Annotated in this window: 18 protein-coding genes; 10 read left to right on the plus strand and 8 right to left on the minus strand. The window is 50.6% G+C overall.

Annotated elements, in window-relative coordinates:
- Positions 1 to 3 precede the first annotated feature (3 nt).
- Positions 4 to 1,353, plus strand: a complete 1,350-nt coding sequence (locus SH451x_RS02245; protein WP_479360710.1) for an HlyD family secretion protein — start codon at positions 4 to 6, stop codon at positions 1,351 to 1,353.
- Positions 1,257 to 3,149, plus strand: a complete 1,893-nt coding sequence (locus SH451x_RS02250) for a TolC family protein (RefSeq protein ID WP_479360712.1) — start codon at positions 1,257 to 1,259, stop codon at positions 3,147 to 3,149. The genes SH451x_RS02245 and SH451x_RS02250 overlap by 97 nt, the downstream gene beginning before the upstream one ends.
- A 104-nt stretch (positions 3,150 to 3,253) precedes the next feature.
- Here SH451x_RS02250 and SH451x_RS02255 read toward each other — a convergent pair whose 3' ends face one another.
- Complete coding sequence (locus SH451x_RS02255) at positions 3,254 to 4,306, minus strand: YheT family hydrolase (RefSeq protein ID WP_479360713.1); 1,053 nt, start codon at positions 4,304 to 4,306, stop codon at positions 3,254 to 3,256.
- Between the two features lie 105 nt (positions 4,307 to 4,411).
- On the opposite strand from SH451x_RS02255, the gene panB reads away from it, so the two are divergent.
- Complete coding sequence (panB, locus tag SH451x_RS02260) at positions 4,412 to 5,245, plus strand: 3-methyl-2-oxobutanoate hydroxymethyltransferase (protein WP_479360714.1); 834 nt, start codon at positions 4,412 to 4,414, stop codon at positions 5,243 to 5,245.
- Positions 5,246 to 5,293: 48 nt separating this feature from the next.
- Entirely contained in the window at positions 5,294 to 5,602 is a 309-nt protein-coding gene (locus SH451x_RS02265; protein ID WP_479360715.1) for a DUF167 domain-containing protein, read from the plus strand.
- Here SH451x_RS02265 and SH451x_RS02270 read toward each other — a convergent pair.
- From SH451x_RS02270 to SH451x_RS02280, 3 genes are read right to left on the minus strand one after another with little or no spacing between them, the layout of a single operon-like run.
- The gene (locus tag SH451x_RS02270) at positions 5,594 to 5,821 is read right to left on the minus strand and encodes an RNA-binding S4 domain-containing protein (protein WP_479360716.1); all 228 of its coding nucleotides are present in this window, start codon (positions 5,819 to 5,821) and stop codon (positions 5,594 to 5,596) included. The two genes, SH451x_RS02265 and SH451x_RS02270, sit on opposite strands and share 9 nt — an antisense overlap.
- 15 nt (positions 5,822 to 5,836) lie before the next feature.
- On the minus strand, positions 5,837 to 6,841 hold the full coding sequence (gene folK / locus SH451x_RS02275; RefSeq protein WP_479360717.1) for a 2-amino-4-hydroxy-6-hydroxymethyldihydropteridine diphosphokinase: 1,005 nt from the start codon (positions 6,839 to 6,841) through the stop codon (positions 5,837 to 5,839).
- 9 nt (positions 6,842 to 6,850) lie between these two features.
- A complete protein-coding gene (locus SH451x_RS02280; RefSeq protein ID WP_479360718.1) occupies positions 6,851 to 7,552 on the minus strand; it encodes a hypothetical protein in 702 nt (233 codons plus the stop codon).
- 330 nt (positions 7,553 to 7,882) lie between these two features.
- Between SH451x_RS02280 and metK the strand changes: the two genes are divergently transcribed.
- The 3 genes from metK (at position 7,883) to SH451x_RS02295 (ending at position 12,552) form a co-directional block, all read left to right on the plus strand.
- Complete coding sequence (gene metK, locus SH451x_RS02285; protein WP_479360719.1) at positions 7,883 to 9,052, plus strand: methionine adenosyltransferase; 1,170 nt, start codon at positions 7,883 to 7,885, stop codon at positions 9,050 to 9,052.
- A 237-nt stretch (positions 9,053 to 9,289) separates the two neighbouring features.
- A complete protein-coding gene (locus SH451x_RS02290) occupies positions 9,290 to 11,293 on the plus strand; it encodes an NAD(+) synthase (protein ID WP_479360720.1) in 2,004 nt (667 codons plus the stop codon).
- Positions 11,294 to 11,298: 5 nt separating this feature from the next.
- On the plus strand, positions 11,299 to 12,552 hold the full coding sequence (locus SH451x_RS02295; RefSeq protein ID WP_479360722.1) for a hypothetical protein: 1,254 nt from the start codon (positions 11,299 to 11,301) through the stop codon (positions 12,550 to 12,552).
- Positions 12,553 to 12,635: 83 nt separating this feature from the next.
- On the opposite strand, the gene SH451x_RS02300 is transcribed toward SH451x_RS02295, so the two are convergent.
- Positions 12,636 to 13,394, minus strand: coding sequence for an SRPBCC family protein (locus tag SH451x_RS02300; protein WP_479360723.1), 759 nt, complete (start codon positions 13,392 to 13,394; stop codon positions 12,636 to 12,638).
- A gap of 765 nt (positions 13,395 to 14,159) precedes the next feature.
- Between SH451x_RS02300 and SH451x_RS02305 the strand changes: the two genes are divergently transcribed.
- The gene (locus SH451x_RS02305) at positions 14,160 to 15,047 is read left to right on the plus strand and encodes a DUF4142 domain-containing protein (RefSeq protein WP_479360725.1); all 888 of its coding nucleotides are present in this window, start codon (positions 14,160 to 14,162) and stop codon (positions 15,045 to 15,047) included.
- A 234-nt stretch (positions 15,048 to 15,281) separates the two neighbouring features.
- Here SH451x_RS02305 and SH451x_RS02310 read toward each other — a convergent pair whose 3' ends face one another.
- Positions 15,282 to 16,385, minus strand: a complete 1,104-nt coding sequence (locus SH451x_RS02310; protein WP_479360726.1) for a baeRF3 domain-containing protein — start codon at positions 16,383 to 16,385, stop codon at positions 15,282 to 15,284.
- Positions 16,386 to 16,596: 211 nt separating this feature from the next.
- On the opposite strand from SH451x_RS02310, the gene SH451x_RS02315 reads away from it, so the two are divergent.
- The gene (locus tag SH451x_RS02315; RefSeq protein ID WP_479360727.1) at positions 16,597 to 17,181 is read left to right on the plus strand and encodes a cysteine hydrolase family protein; all 585 of its coding nucleotides are present in this window, start codon (positions 16,597 to 16,599) and stop codon (positions 17,179 to 17,181) included.
- Between the two features lie 47 nt (positions 17,182 to 17,228).
- On the opposite strand, the gene SH451x_RS02320 is transcribed toward SH451x_RS02315, so the two are convergent.
- Positions 17,229 to 18,572, minus strand: coding sequence for a FecR domain-containing protein (locus SH451x_RS02320; protein WP_479360729.1), 1,344 nt, complete (start codon positions 18,570 to 18,572; stop codon positions 17,229 to 17,231).
- The gene (locus SH451x_RS02325; protein ID WP_479360731.1) at positions 18,569 to 19,096 is read right to left on the minus strand and encodes an RNA polymerase sigma factor; all 528 of its coding nucleotides are present in this window, start codon (positions 19,094 to 19,096) and stop codon (positions 18,569 to 18,571) included. Before SH451x_RS02325 ends, SH451x_RS02320 begins: the two co-directional genes overlap by 4 nt.
- 263 nt (positions 19,097 to 19,359) lie before the next feature.
- On the opposite strand from SH451x_RS02325, the gene SH451x_RS02330 reads away from it, so the two are divergent.
- A complete protein-coding gene (locus tag SH451x_RS02330; RefSeq protein ID WP_479360732.1) occupies positions 19,360 to 20,841 on the plus strand; it encodes an efflux RND transporter periplasmic adaptor subunit in 1,482 nt (493 codons plus the stop codon).
- Positions 20,842 to 20,850: the final 9 nt, after the last annotated feature.

The following is a 20,850-nucleotide window of genomic DNA, read 5'->3' on the forward strand; positions in this document are numbered from 1 at the left end:
AACATGCACCAACCTGCAGTTTACTGGACAGACTTTCCGGCCTTGCACTTTGTGCGTACTGGGCGAGTTATTCGACTTCTGGGCAAGATTACTTTCATGATCTTGGCTCTATCCATCGTTGCGATGGTCTTCGTGCCCTGGCAGCAGACTGCACCGGGGACGGGGCTTGTCGTAGCGCTGGATCCGCAACAACGTCCGCAGCCTGTTCTCAGTCCTTCAAAAGGCGTTATAAGCTACGTAAGGTCAGGACTACGCGAGGGCAGCTATGTTGAAAAAGACGAGATTTTGCTGAAGCTGACGCCGTTCGCATCGGACGGTATCCAGCAGATGGAAACTCAAATGCAATCCATCGAATCGAAGAGATCGGCTGCTGAATCAAGTCTTTCAGTGGCAGAACAAGCCGCCGAACTTCAGGAAGTTAGTGGACAGCGGCTAAATGAATCGTTGAAACAAGACTATAAGGCAGCGAACCAGAAATGGGAGCAAGCGAAAAGCGAAGTGATCGCGCTACAGGCCGAACTAGCTGACAAGCGAAACCAATTAAAGGTCGCTGAAGATGTCGCATCTCAAGGGATTATTTCTCGAGAAGAATTATTCACCAAACGCCGCGCTGTTGAAATGCAACAGGCCAAAGTCTTAAAGGCCGAAGGGGCCGTTGAAGAAGCTTACGCTACGCTGATGTCAAAAGAAGAAGAGATCGAATCAAAAAAGCAAGATATTGATATCAAAAACCGACAAGCCAGCCAAAAGATTCTCGAGGAGATTCAAAAGCTACGATCTATCGAAAAAGAGTTGATTGACTTGGAAACGAAACGAAATGAATTTGATCGTCTTGAAGTAAGGGCGCCGCGATCCGGGTATATCCAACAGTGGTTCGGCTTGGAGGGGAGTGATACGATCAAGGAGGGGGATCAACTCTTCTTGATCGTTCCGGAAGCCGACCAGCTTTCAGTCGAGATGAAGGTCAGTGGCAACGACATGCCGCTGGTGCAAGTTGGCGATCGTGTGAGGCTTCAGTTTGAAGGTTGGCCGGCAGTGCAGTTCGTTGGATGGCCTTCGGTCGCTATTGGAACTTTTGGTGGTAAAGTCAACCGGGTTTACCCAACTGATGATGGCATGGGATATTTTAGGGTGGTTGTTGTCGAAGATAAGCATTTTGAGGGAGAGGCCGATTGGCCGGATAGCCGATATCTAAGACAAGGAGTAAAAGCAAACGGGTGGGTTTTGCTCAAGCAGGTTCGACTTGGATATGAGATATGGCGACAGTTAAACGGTTTCCCGCCGAATATTTCCGATTCAGAGCCCAAGAGCAATTCGGACAAGGGCGGCAAAATCAATCTGCCAAAATTGTGACGCTAGGAAAGCTTTGGTGTTTCCTCAGTTTTGCTGGCGCTATGTTCGTTGGAGCAACGCAGGCTAGTGCTCAACTGGTTGTGCCGGCGCAGAAGTTCGCCGCGGAGCCGGAGCAGATTCCCTCAGCTCCCATGCCGACCGATCAATCCGAACGAAATCTTGGCAACGGGAGCGGGCAGTCATCGCAGCCCCAAAACTCAGCCGGAGCAACGAACGCTTCCAGCGACGAAAGTATGCAAGGAGCTTCTCCCGAGCGTGTCGAAGAGTCGCTGCTTAGCCGCGAGTATCTTCAAGTCGCCGACGTGGTGGCCAGCGTTTATCAAGCTTTCCCAGTGATTCAGCAAGCGCGACTCGAGCGTTCTCGTGCGCAAGGTTTGATCACAGAGGCGTACGGAGCCTTCGACACAAAGCTAGAAGGGTATTCTTTGTCAGAGCCGACTGGCTTTTATGAGAATTCGCGCAGCGGTATTAATCTAGCGCGTCAAACATGGTGGGGCGGCTATCTATCTGCTGGATATAGAATTGGCCGAGGAGATTTTCAGCCTTGGTACAAAGAGCGGGAAACGCAAAAGGGCGGCGAATTCAAGCTTACTTACATCTTTCCCCTGTTGCAGGGACGAGCGATCGACGCTCAACGGCTCTTTGTTTTTCAGGCTGGATTGGAACGCCAAGCAGCTGAACCTAGAATCCAGCAAGCGATTCTCGACTCTTCCCGCGATGCAGTTCAAGCATATTGGGAATGGGTCGCAGCGGGTGCCGTTCTGAAGGCTCAGGAAGAACTTTTGACCTTAGCTCAGCGCCGCGGAACCCAGTTCGAGGTCGGCGTCGCTGCAGGTAAGTTCGCTGAGATCGACATGATCCTTAACAACCAATTGATTGCAGAGAGGCAAGGCTTGAACCTCGAGTCGCAGCAGCGCTTCCAGGCCGCTAGTTTCAAGCTGTCGATGTATTTGCGCAATGAATTTGGCGCTCCGCTCGTGCCGAGTTCATCATGGCTCCCCGACGTTTTTCCGGCAATCGAGCCACTGCCGCAGAGCAATTTTCAGGAAGACCTTAGCAATGCGCTGGCTCGGAGACCGGAGCCTCGGCTCTTGCAGCTTGAAATGCGTCAACTGCAACTTGAGCTTCAGTGGGCAAATAACCAGCTATTGCCACGGTTGGATGTCGTTACTGAAGGATCGCAAGACACCGGCGATCCTGCCTCCAGTACAAACGACAAGGGGCAGTTCGAATTGTTAGTCGGCCTGCAAGGGGAAGTTCCAATTCAAAGGCGTAAAGCTCGAGGAAAGATCCAATCTACCAGTGCGAAGATCGGCCAAGTGAATCAGAAGTTGCAGCTTCAGCAAGACAAGATTGGCGTCGAGTTGCAGACGGCGTATAACGCACTAACACTGAATGCGCAACAAGTTGCACAGGCCAAGATCGCTTTGGAAGCTGCCTATGATACATTGACGCGATATCGATTTGCGTTTGAGCGTGGCAAAAGCGACTTGATTTACATCAACCTGCTGGAGACCAAAGCAAACGAGACAGAGATAAAGTTGATCGCTGCGCAGCGTTATTGGTTTTCTGCGTTGGCCGAGATGCAAGCTGCTTTAGGTCTTGATCCACTGGACCAATCGCTCCAGGTTTCAGCCTTGCCCCCATCGGAGCTACCCGGCCCAGGTCACCTTCCCAGCCCAAAGATTCAGCGAGACACACTCCAAAAAGACTGGGAACTTCACGAGCAAAGCTCCGACCTGCCCAGTGGTGATACGCCAGAAGAAGTTGGTACTTCCGAAGAGTCCAGTCAATAGCCGGGCAGCCCAGACTCGACATTGGTGTTGGCACAGCTTCGTAGAAGGTCTTGTTCACGTTCTTGCTTATACGCAGCAATGGAAATTGAGAAAAAATCACTAATTCAGGCCATAACCAAGTGTTGGCTATTTGCGATTAGGTCGGCGAAGGCGTTGTCGGCCCAGCGTGTTAAACCGGTGCGAAAAGTGTGTGTGTAGTAGCCAAGGTGCCCGCCGAAGTCGGTTTCTACCAAGCGGATGTTCGGTGATGCGATTCCTTGGAAAATTGAGTAGGGAACGATCGGATCACGACGATCTATAACGAGCGTAGTTGGGACATCAATCAAGTCTAATCGCTGGTGAACACTCGAGTACTGATAGTATTCGGTCGAATTAGCATAACCAGCAAGTGGTGCTGTGACACTGTCATCAAAGCGCCGGATGGTCGTCGCAGCAAATCCGCTACGCACCTTATTCCAACTCTCCCACTGATCTGCACGCAGTCTTGCCGCCTTCCGCAAGCCTCGCAGAAAATAGCGAGCGTAGACTTGATTTACACCGCTCTCCATCGATCGACAGCAATACTCCAAATCGATAGGTGGCGCCATCGCGAATATTTGCTCAACCGTAAACTTGCCCTGCAAAGCTCTCTCGCGAAGTTGGGAGGAAAAGTGCGAGCCCAGGTGCAACGAGATGTTACCACCCAATGAGAAGCCGACAAGCTGGAATCGTTTTATGCCCCAATGCTCACTTATCCAGTCAAGCAGCTTTAGTACGTATTTGCTACTGCCAGCATGTGGTGGCAGGTCGGTTGTGCTGAATGATGGCCCTGCCCCAGGCATGTCTAAACGGATTGTTTGAAAGCCTCGTTCTAGCAAACCATAACACACCCCTGTCATGTAGGAACCGCTATGACACGAACCCAGTCCATGCAGCATCACGATCGCTTTGTCGTCGCTGCAGACGTCTTGGTTGAACTCGCGGGGCAGATTACGATAAATATGGGTTCCACCACGTTGATCGCCCAATTCAACAAGCTGCACAGTCGGCGTCGGAAGCTCTAATTTGGGGCGATAGATGGCTGTTAAGATTGTCTGCAAATGCCCGCTACGCAGGTACCACGGGGGGCGAAATTTTAGTTCGGCGCGATCCAATTCTCCCATATTTTGCTCGTTCATAACGGTAACCGTACGCTCTTGCAGTCTAATATATGTCAAAGCGTAGCAACTTGGTAACTTATCGGTCCACTCCCACTGATCAAACACTCTCCAACAGGAGGCAGTATGCCTTATTCGGACGATGCCGCGAAGACAGAACCAACAGGAAGAACTCGCCCCGTTACGGTACGTACCCTTCAGCAATACAAAGAAGCCAAGAAAAAGATCACAATGCTGACAGCATATGATTACATGATGGCTCAATGGTTAGACCAAGCCGGCATCGATTGCATTTTGGTCGGCGATTCCTTGGGCATGGTTTTTCAAGGCAAAGCTACGACTGTCAGCGTTACGGTCAATCAAATGATTTACCATGGGCGCATTGTGGCGTCTGCGGCTGAACATGCAATGGTTATTGTCGATTTGCCTTTTCCGATTGGACAGCTCGGCATCCGAAACACGGTTCGAACTGCTGCAAAGATTATGAAACGCACGGGCTGCACCGCCGTCAAAATGGAAGGCGGGGCCGCTCAAGCCGACTCCATCGCGGCGCTGGTCGACGCGGGCATTCCCACGATGGCTCATATCGGATTGCGACCTCAAAGCGTCCATGCTTTAGGCGGTTTTCGCGTCCAGCGAGATCGAGAACAGCTGATGCAAGACGCGATCTCGGCTCAAGAAGCTGGCGCGTTCGCCGTTCTAATCGAATGTGTACCTGCAAAGCTAGCTAATGCAATCACTCGCGACCTCTCCATTCCCACAATCGGCATCGGTGCCGGCAAGTCCTGCGATGGACAAGTTCTCGTTACTCAAGATTTGTTAGGCTTCAGCAAAAATCAGACTGCGAAGTTTGTTCGGAAATATGCAGATGTCAACTCGCTGGCAATTGAGGCGATCAAGCAGTACTGCAGTGAGGTCCGGGAGGCAAGTTTTCCCGGCGAAGCAGAGTCATTCGAATGATTGGCACGAGCAGAATGATTGTGTCGACCAGGCAGTTTGGAGGCTTCGTTGTCTGAACCAATTCAGCTGCAGTCGATCAAGGGCGCGGTGGTTGTGTCCGTCCGTGCTCAACCTGCTGCGCGAAAGAACGCCCTCACCGGCGTGCATGACGGGGCGCTGAAGATTGCTGTTACTGCGGCGCCGGAAAATGGGAAAGCGAATGTGGCAATTGCAGATTTACTGAGCGAATTGTTGGGGGTAGCGAAATCGAAAGTCAAGCTCGTCTCAGGTGCAACTGCTCGCTCGAAAAAATTTTCCGTTGACGGAATCAGTCTCGAAGAAGTGGCCAAACGGCTGAGCGACTTAGGCCTACGCTAGGTCGTCTGGGAACTGGCAATCTTCCTCTGCAACTTCAAAGCGTTCGCCTAGCGTCTCGATGATATCACCGACTGCAAGCTGTTTCCGGCGACGAGTCTCCATTTCGCCATTGACGTAAACTTGTCCGCTTTGGATCAAAATCTTTGCTTGTCCACCCGTCGCCGCAATACCAATGATTTTGAGATATTGATCCAACCGGATGGCAAATTCACTGTTCATAATCAAACGTTCGTTTCAAATATCAAAGCCTTGTTCGGCAATCTTCAGTTCGCAGCTCATTGCTGCAATCGCTGCCGAAAGTTCGTGAGCCGCCCACTCAACATCGTCACAATTCAACAAGTATTTGGGTAAGTGCCATGCTGGGACACTGTCAGTCCGGTCGACTGGTTGCATGCCCAAACAGATTGCCCAGGATTGAGCGTAGTCTTCCCAGGCCACGTTGGAAGAGTCTTGGCAGCGAATTCCGAGCACCATTAGGATGGGGCTATACTGCTCGATCAAGTTAGAAATTTGTCGAATACTCTGCAGATCGGGTGTTCGGCCCGAATTCACGCACTCGAAAGCAACTTCCGCATAGTTATCGACGACTGTGACATCGACTCCAGTTGACGCGTTCGGGATACGATTAGTTTGCCATGTCTGTTCCAGACTTCTGCTCGTTGCCTGATCGACGCTAACCACTAACACTATTGGATTGCGAGAAGAGGAGCTCTGGAGATTGCGAATTAAGGTACCTTCGCTGGGATCAAAGTCGTAAGGGAAACGTGTTGCAAGCTGGTCAAGTTGCTGTTGCGAGACTGGTTCGACAAAGTGTGGGCACAATTCGGCGGCCGGCAGCAGCGCAAAGCTGCGTGTTACCATGCGAGGATGTGGGATTTTTAGATGAGGTGTCCAAATGCGAAGGCCGCTTCCACCGGGAACGCACGGGCTGGAGCAAGTGAGGATGTCTAAATCAATCCGTCGCGATTCCCAACGTTGTCTGCGACTGCGCCCGAGTGAGGATTCGATGTCGCGTAGGATATGCCAGATCTGGAAGACATCTAGCGGCGTACGAATGTGAGCGGCTGCATTAAGAAACTCTTGTTGGTCTTTCGGGCCACCGATGGCAGGGCTTTCCAGCAAGGAAGAAAGCCGAACATTGTCGTGTCCGAATCTGTCACACAGCATTGCCGCTGCGGTGTTAATTGAAAGCCTGACATTGCCAAGGTTTGCGCCTAAACTGATGAGGGCATCTGTCATGTCATGGATTTATTGTACTGGGATCTCGACGCGATCTACCATCCAGCGATACGTTTTTTCAACGGCATATTTCGAGGGTGGAATGAAGTTGACGATGACATCGTAGGGTTCCGGGTTGTTCCGTGTGTCGTCGAGAAATCGAACGGTGAAGATGGTCATGTCGCCGTCTTGAGTATGGCTGATGACGCCTTTGCTGACCCATTTAGCAGCGTTGCCGCGCTCGATCACTTTGGAGATCGCATAATCGTCCATGTATTGGCGAACCGCCTTTTGCGCCGGAGCCATCTCATTCTCACGTTCTGCATCGTCAACGATTGGATCGAGACCGACCATCTTAATTGCCCGGAGCATCTGACCTTCGGCGAGGACATCCATGTATTCTTGAGCGACTTCAGTAGCACGTTGCTCCTGCCTATTGTTGTAGACCTGCCGAACCACTGTGCCCCAAACAGTGCACATGGCGCCCACGAACAGCACGAAGATCGCCAAGTTTTTGGAAAGCCGCGTTGTTGTTTCTCTCTTGCTCATTAAAAGAGCGATCAGGGCTAGAAATGTTGCGGCTCCCGAGACGAATACGAGTCGCCATTCGATCGGCGCAAGAAAGCCAACCAGCAGCAGGAAAAAGGCAACAAAGGCCAATTTTGAATTTTTCGCCTCGTCCGTAACGCCTTCGGCGTCAATCGACATTCCGCGGTAATCGAGTTCGTCCATAACAATCCAAGAGAGAAAATAGCGAATCGCTTCTGACGCTTATCATATTCAAGTTGCGAGGTTTACGTCATCCCGGACTCTATGGTTTACGGAGCTCCGGTGGCGCGGGGGCGAGGAATCGCCCATCTTAGTCCAATTTTAACGCGCCGAGTCGACCTTTTTTATGACGTTCGAGCTCGGCTGGCTTTGACCCAACAGAAACCCTAGTTAAACTATGCCCCACACCTGGCGGTTTTTTTGGTTCGGAAAGTGCATGAGGGAGGCCCCTTCGGTTGCAGCCGTATCCTAATCGATTCAGGATTATCGACACTTTGACAAGGGGATATTTTAGTGGCTGCCGGTAAATACTTGTTCACCAGCGAAAGCGTCTCGATGGGTCATCCTGACAAACTGGCTGACCGCATCAGCGATAGTGTTCTCGATGCTTTATTGTCCCAAGATCCCGCCAGCCGCGTCGCTTGCGAAACGATGGTGACCACCGGTATCGCTATTATTGCCGGCGAAATTACCACCAAGGCTTTCGTCAACTACATCGACGTTGTTCGCGAAGCCATTTTAGCCGTCGGTTACGATGACGATGAAGCTGGTATCAACGGCAAGACCTGTTCGGTCATGGTCGCTTTGGACCGGCAGAGTCCAGACATCGCTATGGGCGTTAACGACGATTCAGACAAAGGCAAAGATATCGGTGCTGGTGACCAAGGCCTCATGTTCGGCTTTGCATGCAACGATACTCCAGAATTGATGCCGCTGCCCATCGCCCTTTCGCATCGCATCACCAACCGTATCACCGAAGCTCGCTTCAATAAAGAAGTCGATTGGCTGCGGCCTGATAGCAAGAGCCAAGTCACCGTTGAGTACGATGGTTACACCCCAATCGCAATCGACACGGTTGTTGTTTCAACGCAACATGCGCCGCATGCAAAGCAAAGCGAAATCCGCGAATTCGTTATTGAAAAAGTCATCAAACCTTGCTTGCCCAAGGAGTTGGTTAAGCGAGAGATCAAATATCATATCAATCCAACCGGCCAGTTCATTGTCGGTGGTCCGCATGGTGACTGCGGATTGACGGGCCGCAAGATCATCGTCGATACATACGGCGGATGGGGCCGGCACGGCGGCGGCGCGTTCAGCGGCAAGGATCCAACTAAGGTTGACCGTAGCGCTGCGTATATGGCTCGTCACGTCGCAAAGAATATCGTGGCCGCAGGTTTAGCCGACCGCTGCGAAGTGCAATTGGCTTACGCGATCGGTGTCAGTGAACCAATCAGCGTTCGAGTTGACACGCAAGGTTCCGGCAAGTTACCCGACGAGAAGATCTGCGACATCGTACGCGATTTTTTCAAGCTGACACCGCGTGGGATCATTGAATACCTCGATCTGCGTCGTCCAATCTACGCGAAGACTTCGGCTGGTGGTCACTTTGGCCGCTCCGAAGAAGAGTTCACTTGGGAATGCACCAAGTGTGCAAAGGATCTGGCTAAAAAGGCCGGCCTATAAATATCGCTCTAGCGGACCTTTAGCTTTATTACTGCTGGTCCATTAGAAAATTGGTTTAGTATTCGAAGAAGAGCCGCCATCGGAATCGTCCGGTGAGCGGCTTTTATTCTTTTGAGCAGATCTGGGCAAACCCCCTGTATCTATTGCCGGAAGGCCGGCATTTTCGTCTCTGTTCTACGGCACCTCTCAGATACAATAGCGTTCCAACAACTTCCATTCCTTCAACTAGATCAAAAAATGGACGCTTGGGACTATCTGCGAATTTCTGTTGTATCGCCGCCGGTCAGCGTGGCCGACGCTGCGACTAACGCGATGACGATCGTCAATTTCGCAAAACAATGCGAAACGAGTGACATCGTACTTTTTCCGGAGTTGAGTCTGACCGGCTACACCTGCGGTGACTTATTTGCCCAAGAGCATTTGTTGGATTCGTCGTTAGATCAGATTGGCTGGTTGTGCAGCGCGAATGCGAGTTGCAAACAACTTTGGGTTGTCGGTATTCCGTTGCGAGTTCACGATCTGCTGTTTAACTGTGCTTTAGCGATTCATCGCGGCAGCGTCGTGGGAATTGTCCCAAAGACTTACTTGCCAACTTACCAAGAGTTTTACGAGGCGCGATGGTTCCAGTCGGCATTTGATCTCCGCGAAAAAACTTACCTGTATGACGGCCGCCAAGTCCCTCTCGGAACCGATCTTTTGTTCTCGATAGGAAATGCAAAGATCGGAATCGAGATCTGCGAAGATCTGTGGATGCCCATCCCGCCCAGCTCTGTCCATGCGCTGGCCGGCGCTAACGTGCTCCTGAATCTCTCCGCAAGCAATGAAACAATCGGTAAAGCAGCTTGGCGAAAACAGCTAGTAACCAGCCAATCAGGACGATGTATGGCTGCCTATGCATATGCAAGTTCAGGCCCTAGCGAATCAACAACCGATGTCGTCTTCGGCGGGCATTGTATGATTGCTGAATTGGGTACCATACTGGCTGAATCCCCACGCGTCGGAACTAACTGGCGAGCAACTCACCACGGAACAATAACTACGGCTGACGTTGACTTGCATCGGATCAGCCACGATCGACAGGTTTTGCAAACATCGATGGCAGGCGCAAGTGCACATGTGACTGCCAGCTACCGTGTCATCGATTGCGGACTGCCGCTTTCAGAACGAACGCTTCAGCGAGAGTATGTAGGACAACCGTTTGTCCCCAGTGAAGGTGCTGAGCTGGCTCAACGTTGCCAAGAAATCTTCGAAATTCAACGCGCGGGACTTGCCAAGCGTTTGGAACAGCTGCCGGAGAGTCTGCCGCTTACAATAGGTGTGAGCGGTGGTCTTGATTCAACCCTTGCATTGCTCGTGGCTGTCGAAGTTTGCGACGATTGTGGTTACGATCGAAAACGCATCCTAGGTCTAACGATGCCGGGATTCGGCACCAGTAAAAAGACGCGAAACAACGCTGTGACGCTGATGGAACACCTTGGCATCTCGCACGAAACCGTGGATATCCGATCGACCTGTTTAGAAGTATTCCGAGGGATGCAGCATAAACCGTTCGGAATCGATCTGTCCGACATCAGCGTCGAGGCGTTTCAATCTAGACTCGAGAAATTGAGCGACGATAACCGTAAGGATCTGGTTTTTGAAAATGTGCAAGCTCGTGTTCGGACTCTGTTGTTAATGAGCCGCGGCTTTGTGCTCGGCACAGGCGACATGTCGGAAGGAGCCCTGGGTTGGTCGACGTATAATGGCGATCACATGTCGATGTACAACGTAAACTGCAGTATTCCAAAGACTCTCGTTAAATTTTTGGTTAAGCATGTTGCAACACACGATTTCGAGTCAACCATTCAAGAAGTCTTGCTCGATATAGTGGACACGCCAATCTCGCCCGAACTATTACCGTTAGCGGCTGATGGAAGCGTTTCACAAGCTACCGAAGCTACCGTAGGGCCCTATGAGTTGCACGACTTCTTCCTGTACCATTTTGTTCGAACCGGCGCATCGCCGCAGCGATTGCGGTTCTTGGCCGCCAATGCCAGCTTCTCAAAGCCTTATGAAAAGGCTGAAATCGATAAGACACTTAAGACGTTCTTGCAACGTTTCTTTGCGAATCAATTCAAAAGGTCCTGTGTGCCTGATGGTCCAAAAGTCGGCTCAGTAGCACTCTCGCCGCGCGGCGACTGGCGAATGCCTAGCGATGCTTCTGCCGATGATTTCTTGAATTCATTGCATGTTTTGGAGTGAGCCTTGTGATCGACGATTCGAGCGACCGGGTAGCTGCTAACGAACATCCAAGCATCCTTGGAATGTTCGTCGGAACGCTTCAGCTTCTGGACGTTCAAATTCGAGTTTCATCTATCGCCGATTCGTCAGTTCCAGTCATTTGTGATATCAAAGTCCGGAACGCCCACGGTCAGACACAGTCGTTCTCCGGATCCGGTCCGGAAATAAATGGTGCGATTTTCTCTTCGCTCCGAGCTGTTGCCACGCATGATTTCGAATTAAGCATAGAACGCCACGAACGTGGCGATCAATTGCAATGGATAGCCATCGTCTCAGCTAAAACTTTGAAAGGTGAGCGTTCAGGGATCGGGAAATTTGTAACGAACGATGAAACATTGGGCTCTGTAATGGCAGCCCTGCGAGGAATTCAAAACGCGGGATTGCTTGCGAGTGGTTATCGAGCCAACAATCAAAAACAACTGCGGTCGGCGGCCTTACAAACTTTACGCGAGCTAGTAGAGACGCTAGATGTTCGAGATCTTTCTCGAAGAAAAGAGCATGAATTGGAAGGCATTCTGTTTGATCAACTGAATCGAGTGGCGACCGCGGCGGTTTTGACGGCTACGAACACCAAGAAATCGACTTCCGCTTTAACGCTCTACGATACAAGCGCCTGGTTATATGACGCGAGCGGAGCTAGGCGAGATAGCTTCACTGACACCGATCACTGGCTGGCTTGGTATCCAGGGCTCAACAACGGCCACCTGACAACCCAAGATGTGATGGACACACTGCCCGCCGCCGGTCCGATGGATATTCCTTGGATAGTGCGTCTGCTTGAAAACCCGGAAAGCTGGATACGATTTCGGGGAGCGGTGTCCCTCGAAGACCACGACGTACTGCATATTCTGCTTGGACGTGGCTTGCAGGATCAGGATGAAGCGTTCGTAGTCGGCTTTGCTATGGGGACGGCTAAAAGAGCAAGTTGGTTCCAAAAGCGGGTTTTACGGTGGGTTCTCAGTCGCCTCTACCCCGAACCATACCGAGTCCCAACCAACCTACTTCCAGCTTTTGATTTAGGTGTCGAGTGCGGAATGAAGACGGGCTGTAAAGACCTTTATAAAATGTCGCTCCACAAACTTGTTTCTCTACCATTGTCCGAAGCTCGTGCGCAGTGTGGCATCCAACTGACGGTCTTGCAGGAATTTTACCGACTCGAACAAGAAATCATTCCCATGACCATCGCCTCCGTTCGCCTCCCAGTCGCAGTTAACGCCTAATATGATCAGGCGTCGTTTACCATCTCTGGGCGTGATTTGCGCATCGTTTTTCGGAAACCAGGATCACGACGACAGTTGACCCTCTAGTTCATTGGCGCATGTGTCGTACTAGCTTCCATCAACGACTTGAAGCGACGCAAGTCTTGGTCAAGCGTTTGTTCTAGTCCACTGCCAAGAAGGCGCGCAGCGGTCGCGGCCAGCTTCCCGCCAGGTGGATTGTATTTCAGCGATACCACTAACGAGGTACCACGACTTTGGCCTAACGAGTGGAAGTGCACGCTGCCCGCTGTATCAACCTGACTCCCTGGCAGAGACCGCCACGCGATTAACTCATTTTCCCGATCGTTGATCAACTCGGCTTCCCAAGTGAGTGTCTTACCGAGCGGGCCTTCGGCCGCCCAATTGGAGCGAGTGTCGGACAACACATCTACCTGCTTAACATGACTCATAACTTGCGGCAAGTTGCTGAAGTCTCGCCAGAAGGTGTACAAATCTGATGGCGAACGATTTACGATAATCGTCTTTTCGATCTTCACACCCTGACCTGCTCTTACCGAAGATGCTTCGGGTTCCTCGCTTGAGTCGATCCCGAGTGCTTCATAACCATAGCAATGGCCAGTCAGTCCGCGGTATAGAAGAGCGCCGCCCGTTAAAGCTGTGATCAACCCTGGCAATCGGCCGCGGGCCAAACCTTTCAACAGCAGTAATGCACCTCCACCTGTTGACAGCAATCGCTCGGTTTGTCCAACATTTTGGCTGAGGTTGCTAAAACCACACGCGTCCTGACCTTTGAGATCACAGGTGCTACTTGTGTCGCTGACTTCGACGGCTCGATCATTCACGGTACTGACTCCAGTAAAACTTGAAATGGGACGTATCTTATTACAAGCCTAAGAAGGCAATTACCGTTCCTCAAATCGGATGGGGAGAGACGCGTTTCAAATTTGAGCATGTTGATTGAGTCCGGCACGTCAATCCAGCTTGGTGTAGTATGGCTAGAGCGCAAGCCTGATAGGGTTAGATGCGTTTTTCACGCAACACGCTTGAACACCGACCATGTGGTTTATGCAGTGTTACCATACGCGAAATTAAATTTTTCCCGCCGTCAAATGCAGTCTATCTGAATTACTGACGTCCCAAATCATGTAAGAATGCTTGCGAGGTGTCTTAAACCGTCGTGAAGACCGAATCGCCGCAGCCTTCTCGCCCATCGAGTGACGGAGCTGAGTTATTGCACCGTGACAATAACTCCAATTCAAACGCCAATTCATGCTCTGCAGTAACAAGAGAGGCGAAACGACATGGCAGCGGTTGCCAATATCGAATGATTGTCGCGTCCAACTGATTGTTCTGTGTCGTCGGCACTGCCACTCAAATATTTTGACCGGATGCACATTTGATACGCGTTGGTATCAAGATTGCGACGGTAGCGACGCAAGTAGTTTTGTTTGGCGAGCTGTGACTGAAAACACTCCAAGGCAACTTGGCTTCTTAACGGGTTTTCGATGTGTCAACACAACTTGAAATTACGTCGCCCTTAGTCGCTGTTTTTCAGAAAGCGGCTGCACGCCAAAGTTTCTGTAGTGTTCAATTCAAAGAGGTGAATTATGAAGAAGCATTTTATAAATGCATTGTGTGTCTGTAGTATTGCAGGCTTTACCACTGTCGCGACTGCGCAAGAGTTCAAGCCTGGACAGACCGTCGAAGATAACCGGCTGATCACGCCTGGTAGCAATCAACAACAATCTGGAACAGTGCAACCAGGTACTGTGCAGCCTGGCACGGTGCAGGGGCAAGTAGTGCAACCCAATGCAACGCAAGTTGTCCCCGGCACTCGCGTTGTCCAGCAGCAAACGGCAGGTGGACAGCAACAGCAAGGGCAAGCTAATTCGGAGCAGCAAGAGAAAGACAAGTTTCAGACCATCGTGGTCAAGAAACTGATCCTTGGAAACGAAGGTGAGATTGAACTCGCGAAAATGGCTCAGGAACGAGCCGAAGATGACAAGGTGAAAGAATTCGCCAAGATGATGATCGACTCTCATGGAAAAATGGTCGAAAAGCTGAAGGCAGTCAAGCACGATGATAAATCGCAATCGCAGGGAAAGAACGACAATCAAAACCGCGATGGTCAAGCTGGAACGGCTCAACAGCAAAATCAGTCCCAGCAAGGAAGTCAGTCGCAACAAGGGCAAGACAAGTGGAGTGATGACTCAAAGTCCTCCGCTTCAATGCTCGCGTCAGTTATGAAAGAAGCTTGTGAGAACCATCTAGAGATGACCAAAGAAATGCTTGGCGAGCACAAAGCATCTGACTTTGATATGGCATATATCGGACAACAAATCGTTGCGCACAACGCAATGCTGGCGGAATTGAAAGCCTTGTCTGATAAAGGCGATCAAGAGTTGAATCAGTTGATTAGCAAAGCAACAGATGAGACCAAGCAGCACTTGGATAAAGCCAAGTCGATCGCAAAAGATATCAAAGGCGACAGCTAAGTTCGCGGTCCTCGGACTGTGACCTTAACAGACCTAAGCCAGCGGATTACCTGCTGGCCTGCCGGTTGAGCCCATCATTGAACTAATGCCAATTTAACCTTCCTTAAGCCTGGGACGACAGTTCCGGGCTTAATTTATGAACTGTGATCGGCATGCCGTTGCTTGCGACTAGACATGACCTCCAAGCCTTGTGGTAAGCAGTCCGATGAGAAGCGTTAGGCAGGAGAGCACGTTTTAAAACCGCAAGGTTGCCAAGCAATAGTGGTCGCCAATAATGGGACGTTCGAGCGATCTGATGGACCCGCCAGAGGACAACGCGCGCCATGCGAGGTCGTTGATTCGCTTAAGCTCTTGTTGTGACTGCTGTGGGCTTGACGTAGTGTAAAGCGTCTCAACACGGCCTAGATTCAAGTCTTCTTCTAGAGATTCACAATCGAAGTTCACTCGTTCCTTTGCCATCAGGGCGTGCAGCTTTTGTTCTTCCGCTTCGACAAGTTGCTGGCCTAACCGCTTGCACACAGGGACAGCGAGTTCGTGAATCTTCTTCTCTGGGACGTTGTCGGGAGCCATCTGAATCACTTCCACTGCTTCGGTGGTTGAATGGGACGCAAAGTGCCCGGCGACTTCCTTTGTGGCCACAATGACTAGATGCTCGGGCAGGACACTGTCGGCGATGTGATGCGCAATTCGCGTCAGGTAAAGTTCCTTGTCCGCATCCCGCTTTGTTTCGCCATTGCCTTGGCCATGAAAGTTCGCCATTGATTGGCTACCGCCAACGGCACGGAAGGAACGATTTTGAAGCTGGACTTCGGCATCGCGTTCACCCACAATTGTCTCGCGGTCAGCTGGCAACAAGTCTGTCTCCAAAGACTCAATGGCATGCTCGTTGGCACTGTAGAGCTTCGCGTGATCCCACGATAGAGCCAATAGCGTAAGCGTCGGGGCAAAGGCGTTGGCATAGAGCGGCGGTATAAACGGACGCTGATCCACGAACACTATTTCCGTCACTTTGGAATTCAACTGTACGAACTTGCAATCGCGTTCGGAAGCGTATGCGACAAGGCTGTCCGACTGATATCGCCAAAAGTTTGCATCCGCCAAGGTGTCACGTAGCGGGGAGGTGATTCGTTCTATGACGTTGTTACCAACCTTTTGCTCATGCAAAATTGACTCTGCTTTCGTGATTAAGTTTTTGAACCGAGTCCGATCCTGAGCGACGTCGGGGCCGCTGCGATGTGTCGGAATTGCGATGCTGACACAATGTTCGGCTTTCATTGCCATGACATCAGAACGGGTAGGCTCCAGCGATAGGGTTGCTTTTTGCATGCTGTTGGGCATTACGATTACTCCACGTACAAGAGGGACATGTATGTCTAATTGATCTTACAAGGCGCTTGTGCAAATACGGGACCCGTCGTCGCATCGAGGTAATGAGTCTACGTTTATTGAGGCAGAGCTTTGGGTACTAGATTTGCTGAACAGGCTCTCGTCTTACGAGCAATACAAAGGTTGTGCGGTGCCCATCAATTAATTGGTACGGAGTGGCTGGATGGACGAAGGTGGGAAAGATAGCAGCGATCATTCGCAAACAGGTGGGGCTTCGCGAGTCCTCTTGTTGATCGACGTGATCAACGATTTCGATTTTCCTGAAAAGGATCAGTTGTTGAGTTGCGCCTTGGAAACGGCGCAGCGAATTGCTTCGTTGAAGCGTCATTTGCGACAAAGTGGCGTTCCAGCCATTTATGTCAACGACAATTTTGGGCGCTGGAAATCAGACTTTGCCGCACAGATCGATCACTGCCTAAAAGCGGAAGGAGACGCGCGGGCAATAGTCGAATTGTTACGACCTGAGGAAGATGATTATTTTGTCTTGAAGCCGATGCACTCAGGTTTCTTTAGCACAAACCTCGAGATTCTACTGCGGCATTTGAAAGCTGAAACGTTAATCCTTACTGGATTTGCCGGGAATATCTGCGTCTTGTTTACCGCCAATGATGCATACATGCGTGAGTATAAGATATCAGTGCCGAGCGATTGTATTGCGTCGAACACAGAAGCCGAAAACCAATTTTCGCTTGAGCAAATGGAACGGATTTTAAAGGCAGACGTTCGCCCGGCAGCTGAATTCTTTTGAACCCAATACACCGATGCTACTGATTCTCCTTAACATCGCAAGTGCACTTACTTAGCAGCGTTTGCAGATACGCTCACCTCGTAGATCTCAAGTCCAGCGTTCTGTTCGAGGGTGTGGATCCAGATGTTTTCGATGTAAAGATCCGTCGGTGCGGTTGGAAGGTCGCGTTTGAGTGACTCTAGAGTCGAATCCAATTGGAAATCTGCAAAACGCATCTCCAAATCGAAGACTGCATTCGCGTCAAATTGACTTGCCTCGTGCATCAACAGAAACTTGCCTGCGAATTGGCCATTACTTTGTCGCATGGTTACACCACAAAACAGATGTTGCGGCGATTTCATCCGTGCGCGAAGTCGCAGTCCCGAAGTTGAGACAATCTTGATCGGCGACTCATGGCCATATGTTGGTTCGAACGCAGCGACAAATAAGTTCAAGACGTGTCCGTTGGGCATTCGGAAGTTGAATGGGATCGAACCAAGGCTGGCAGGCTTATTGTCCGACGCGGCATTCCAGCGACCGTAGTTGCCAATCCGTCCTTTCACCAAATCGCTGGTCCAGTTTTCGATCGCGTCCGGCAATTTCTCTGGCCTAAGATTTTGATCAAACGCTGCGATCACGCGATGTTGTGCGGGAACTTCAACGCTCTGATTATCAAACAGGCGAGTCGCTTTGACCGCTCCCTCGATGACGCTGAGTGTTGATGAAGTTAGCTCGGACTCAATACGTAGTTGTGTACCTAGGACTTCAAAGGTGGCTGTGTTGGTATGTACCAACATCGGCTTTTCACGCGGCTGTTTTCTAACATTTGCGGATACCATGCCGGCATGTACATGGAGTTCTTTCTGAACCAAGTCTGAGAAAGTTACGCGAGAATCTCCTGAAATGCTCACTTGAGTATCGTCGTTAAAAGTGATTTCAACCCAAGCGTCGGGTGTCATGCCCTCAAGGGTTCCTCCCGTAAGCTTTTGACCAAGCTGGAGATCCATAACGATTTGTCCGGAATCTCCTGTCCATAAAATAGCTCCATTAACTCCCGTGACTCGAGCCACCAATTGATCGCTGGACGAATAGCTTTGAAGAATCCAGCCGGAGGCAGTTGCCGCCAGCAAGCTTAAAGCAATGGCCAGGCTGGAGAGCAACCTTCGATCACGTACCCGGTAAGCTGTATTGGTTCTCAAGAGTTGCGGTTTGTTCTCTTGAGACATTCTTTCTATGTCAGCTATCAATACTGCTTGTTCGCCGACGGTTCGAATGAACGCCCGAGCTTCAGGATTTCCGTGTAACAATTCTCGCGCCGCAGCAAGCTTTCTCTCGCTGTGATCCCCGCTGAGATCCCTATCGACTACTTGTAGCAATAGTTCCCGCTGTTCCTCACTCAAGGCCGGCTTCATTTTGATGTACCTATCGCGGTCTGACTGCGTTCAACACATGCCTTCAGATTCGCATGCGCCCGGGATAATCGTTTGTAAATTGTTACTAGGTTCGTGCCTAGTTTTGCCGAGATCTCAGAGCAACTTAAATTTTCAAAATAGCGCAATCGCATCAGCTCTTGCACTTCAGGTCCTGCATGGCTCAAGCATTTTCGTAACAGATCAAGTTTCACACCGCTGGAACGCTCTGGTTCCAAATCCCATTCGGAATCAATCAACGCGACAGTGGTAGGATCCAGCACAAATGCTTCTCGCTGATGTTTGCGTAGCCAATCGATGCACTCGTGACGTAAGGTGACGGTGCACCATGAAATCAACGTGGCCGTATTGTCGAATTGCGATGATGTCGTCATCGCTTTGATGGCAATGTTTTGAAATAGATCTTCAGCGATGTGAGCATCACGAATCATTAGCCATGCGACTGCCGACAACCTGCTGCGATGGTGCATGACGCACTGCAAAATTTCTGGGGAAGTCAGCGGCATGTCTTCAACGGTCTCCTGTTACTCTGTGGCCGATTTATAAATTGGAACGATGAAGAACACTGGAACCTGACAAAATTCTTTCCCTAATCCGACAGATTGCTAGTGATGGGCGTATAAATCACTCGATGATGGCGAGAATGGGTGAATAATTCTGGCAATTCCTCGTTTTCTTGTCAGGATGGTAGGCTGAAAATCGTTTTGTTTGAGACCCAGATCGGTTTTTGCAATCTCCGCCAATCCCTCCCTCCTGCCAAGATTTTCAAATGACGGACCCTGCCCCCGCCGCCTCCACTGCACGATCGCGTTTTCCAAGACTAGTTAGGTCGCTTAAGACCTTCACTCTTGTTGTTGGCATTTCGGCTGTACTAGTGCTTGCTGCTGGATTCGCTATGCGAACTTCTGGCAGTGCCGCCAATCCATCCAATTTTCTAACCCACACCGTCCAACTCGGAAGCTTAGACGTCAAAGTGACGGCCGACGGGACCTTGGAAAGCTCTGACAATACCGAAATCAAGTGTAGTGTCAAAGGTGGAAGTACGGTGCTGTGGGTTATCGAGACCGGTACTTTGGTCAAGCCTGGCGACGTATTGGTAGAGCTCGATCGGGCGGATATCGAAGACAAAGTCTTGCAACAGAAGATTGAGTACGAGAAGGCGCTGGCGAATAAATTGATTGCAGAAAGCGATGTTGCCGTCGCAAAAACGAGTATCAACGAATACCTGGAAGGGACTTACAAAGAAGAGCACTCGACTCTCGAGAAGGAGATCTTCGATGCGGAGCAAGCTGTTAGAAAAGCCGAATTGTCACACGAGTCAGCAATGCGTTTGACTGCCAAAGGAGTTTTGCGAGCGATTCAGTTAAACGGAGAGGCCTTCTCGCTCGATTCTGCTCGGAAAGATCTGGAGTTGAAGAAGAGTAAACTCAATGCGCTTGAGAAATATACGCGAGTAAAGTTGCTTCAAGAGCTCGAAAGCACCCTAAAGGCCTCGGAAGCAAAGCTGGCCGCCGACGAAGCCGCGTTGGAGCTAGAAACACAAAGATTGGCACGAGAAAAACTTCAGCTTGAAAACTGTACGATCAAGTCACCTGGTTCTGGCTTAGTCATTTTTCCTTCGGCGGCCGCTTGGAAAGATACGCCCGACATCGAAGAAGGTGCTGTGGTTCGCGAACAACAAACCTTGCTGATGATTCCTGATCTAGGAAAGATGCAAGTGAAGGTTGGCATTCACGAATCGAAGATTGATCGTTTGAAAAAAGGCATGACCGCGAATGTGCAGATGCAGGGCTTCAGTATGAACGGCAAAGTTGAATCGATCGCTGAAGTCACTCGTCCAGCTGGTTGGTGGACGGGTAATATGGTCAAGTACGATACCGTAATCATGCTGGAGCCTCGGGAAGGTCTGAAACCAGGGATGAGCGCAATCGTCGAAATTACCTTGGCCCATCACGAGAACGTACTCACAGTTCCCGTGGCAAGTATCGTGGAAGCGAATTCGAATTCGTACTGCTGGGTGCTAGATTCAGATGGAGTGCGCCGACGTCAAATTGTTGTTGGCGATACCAACGACGAATTTACCATCGTGACATCTGGTCTTGCGAAAGGCGATTCGATCATCCTAAGCCCTCTGAGTTCCATTGAGGACGCTCAAATTCTGGTGGCACAGAGCTCTTCAAAGGCAGATAAGGAATCGGCAGATACAACGCCGACGAAAGCTGCGAGTTCTGAAGAGTCATCAGGTATCTAGTCCGCTCGT

The sequence above is a fragment of the Njordella aestuarii genome (assembly GCF_056494165.1).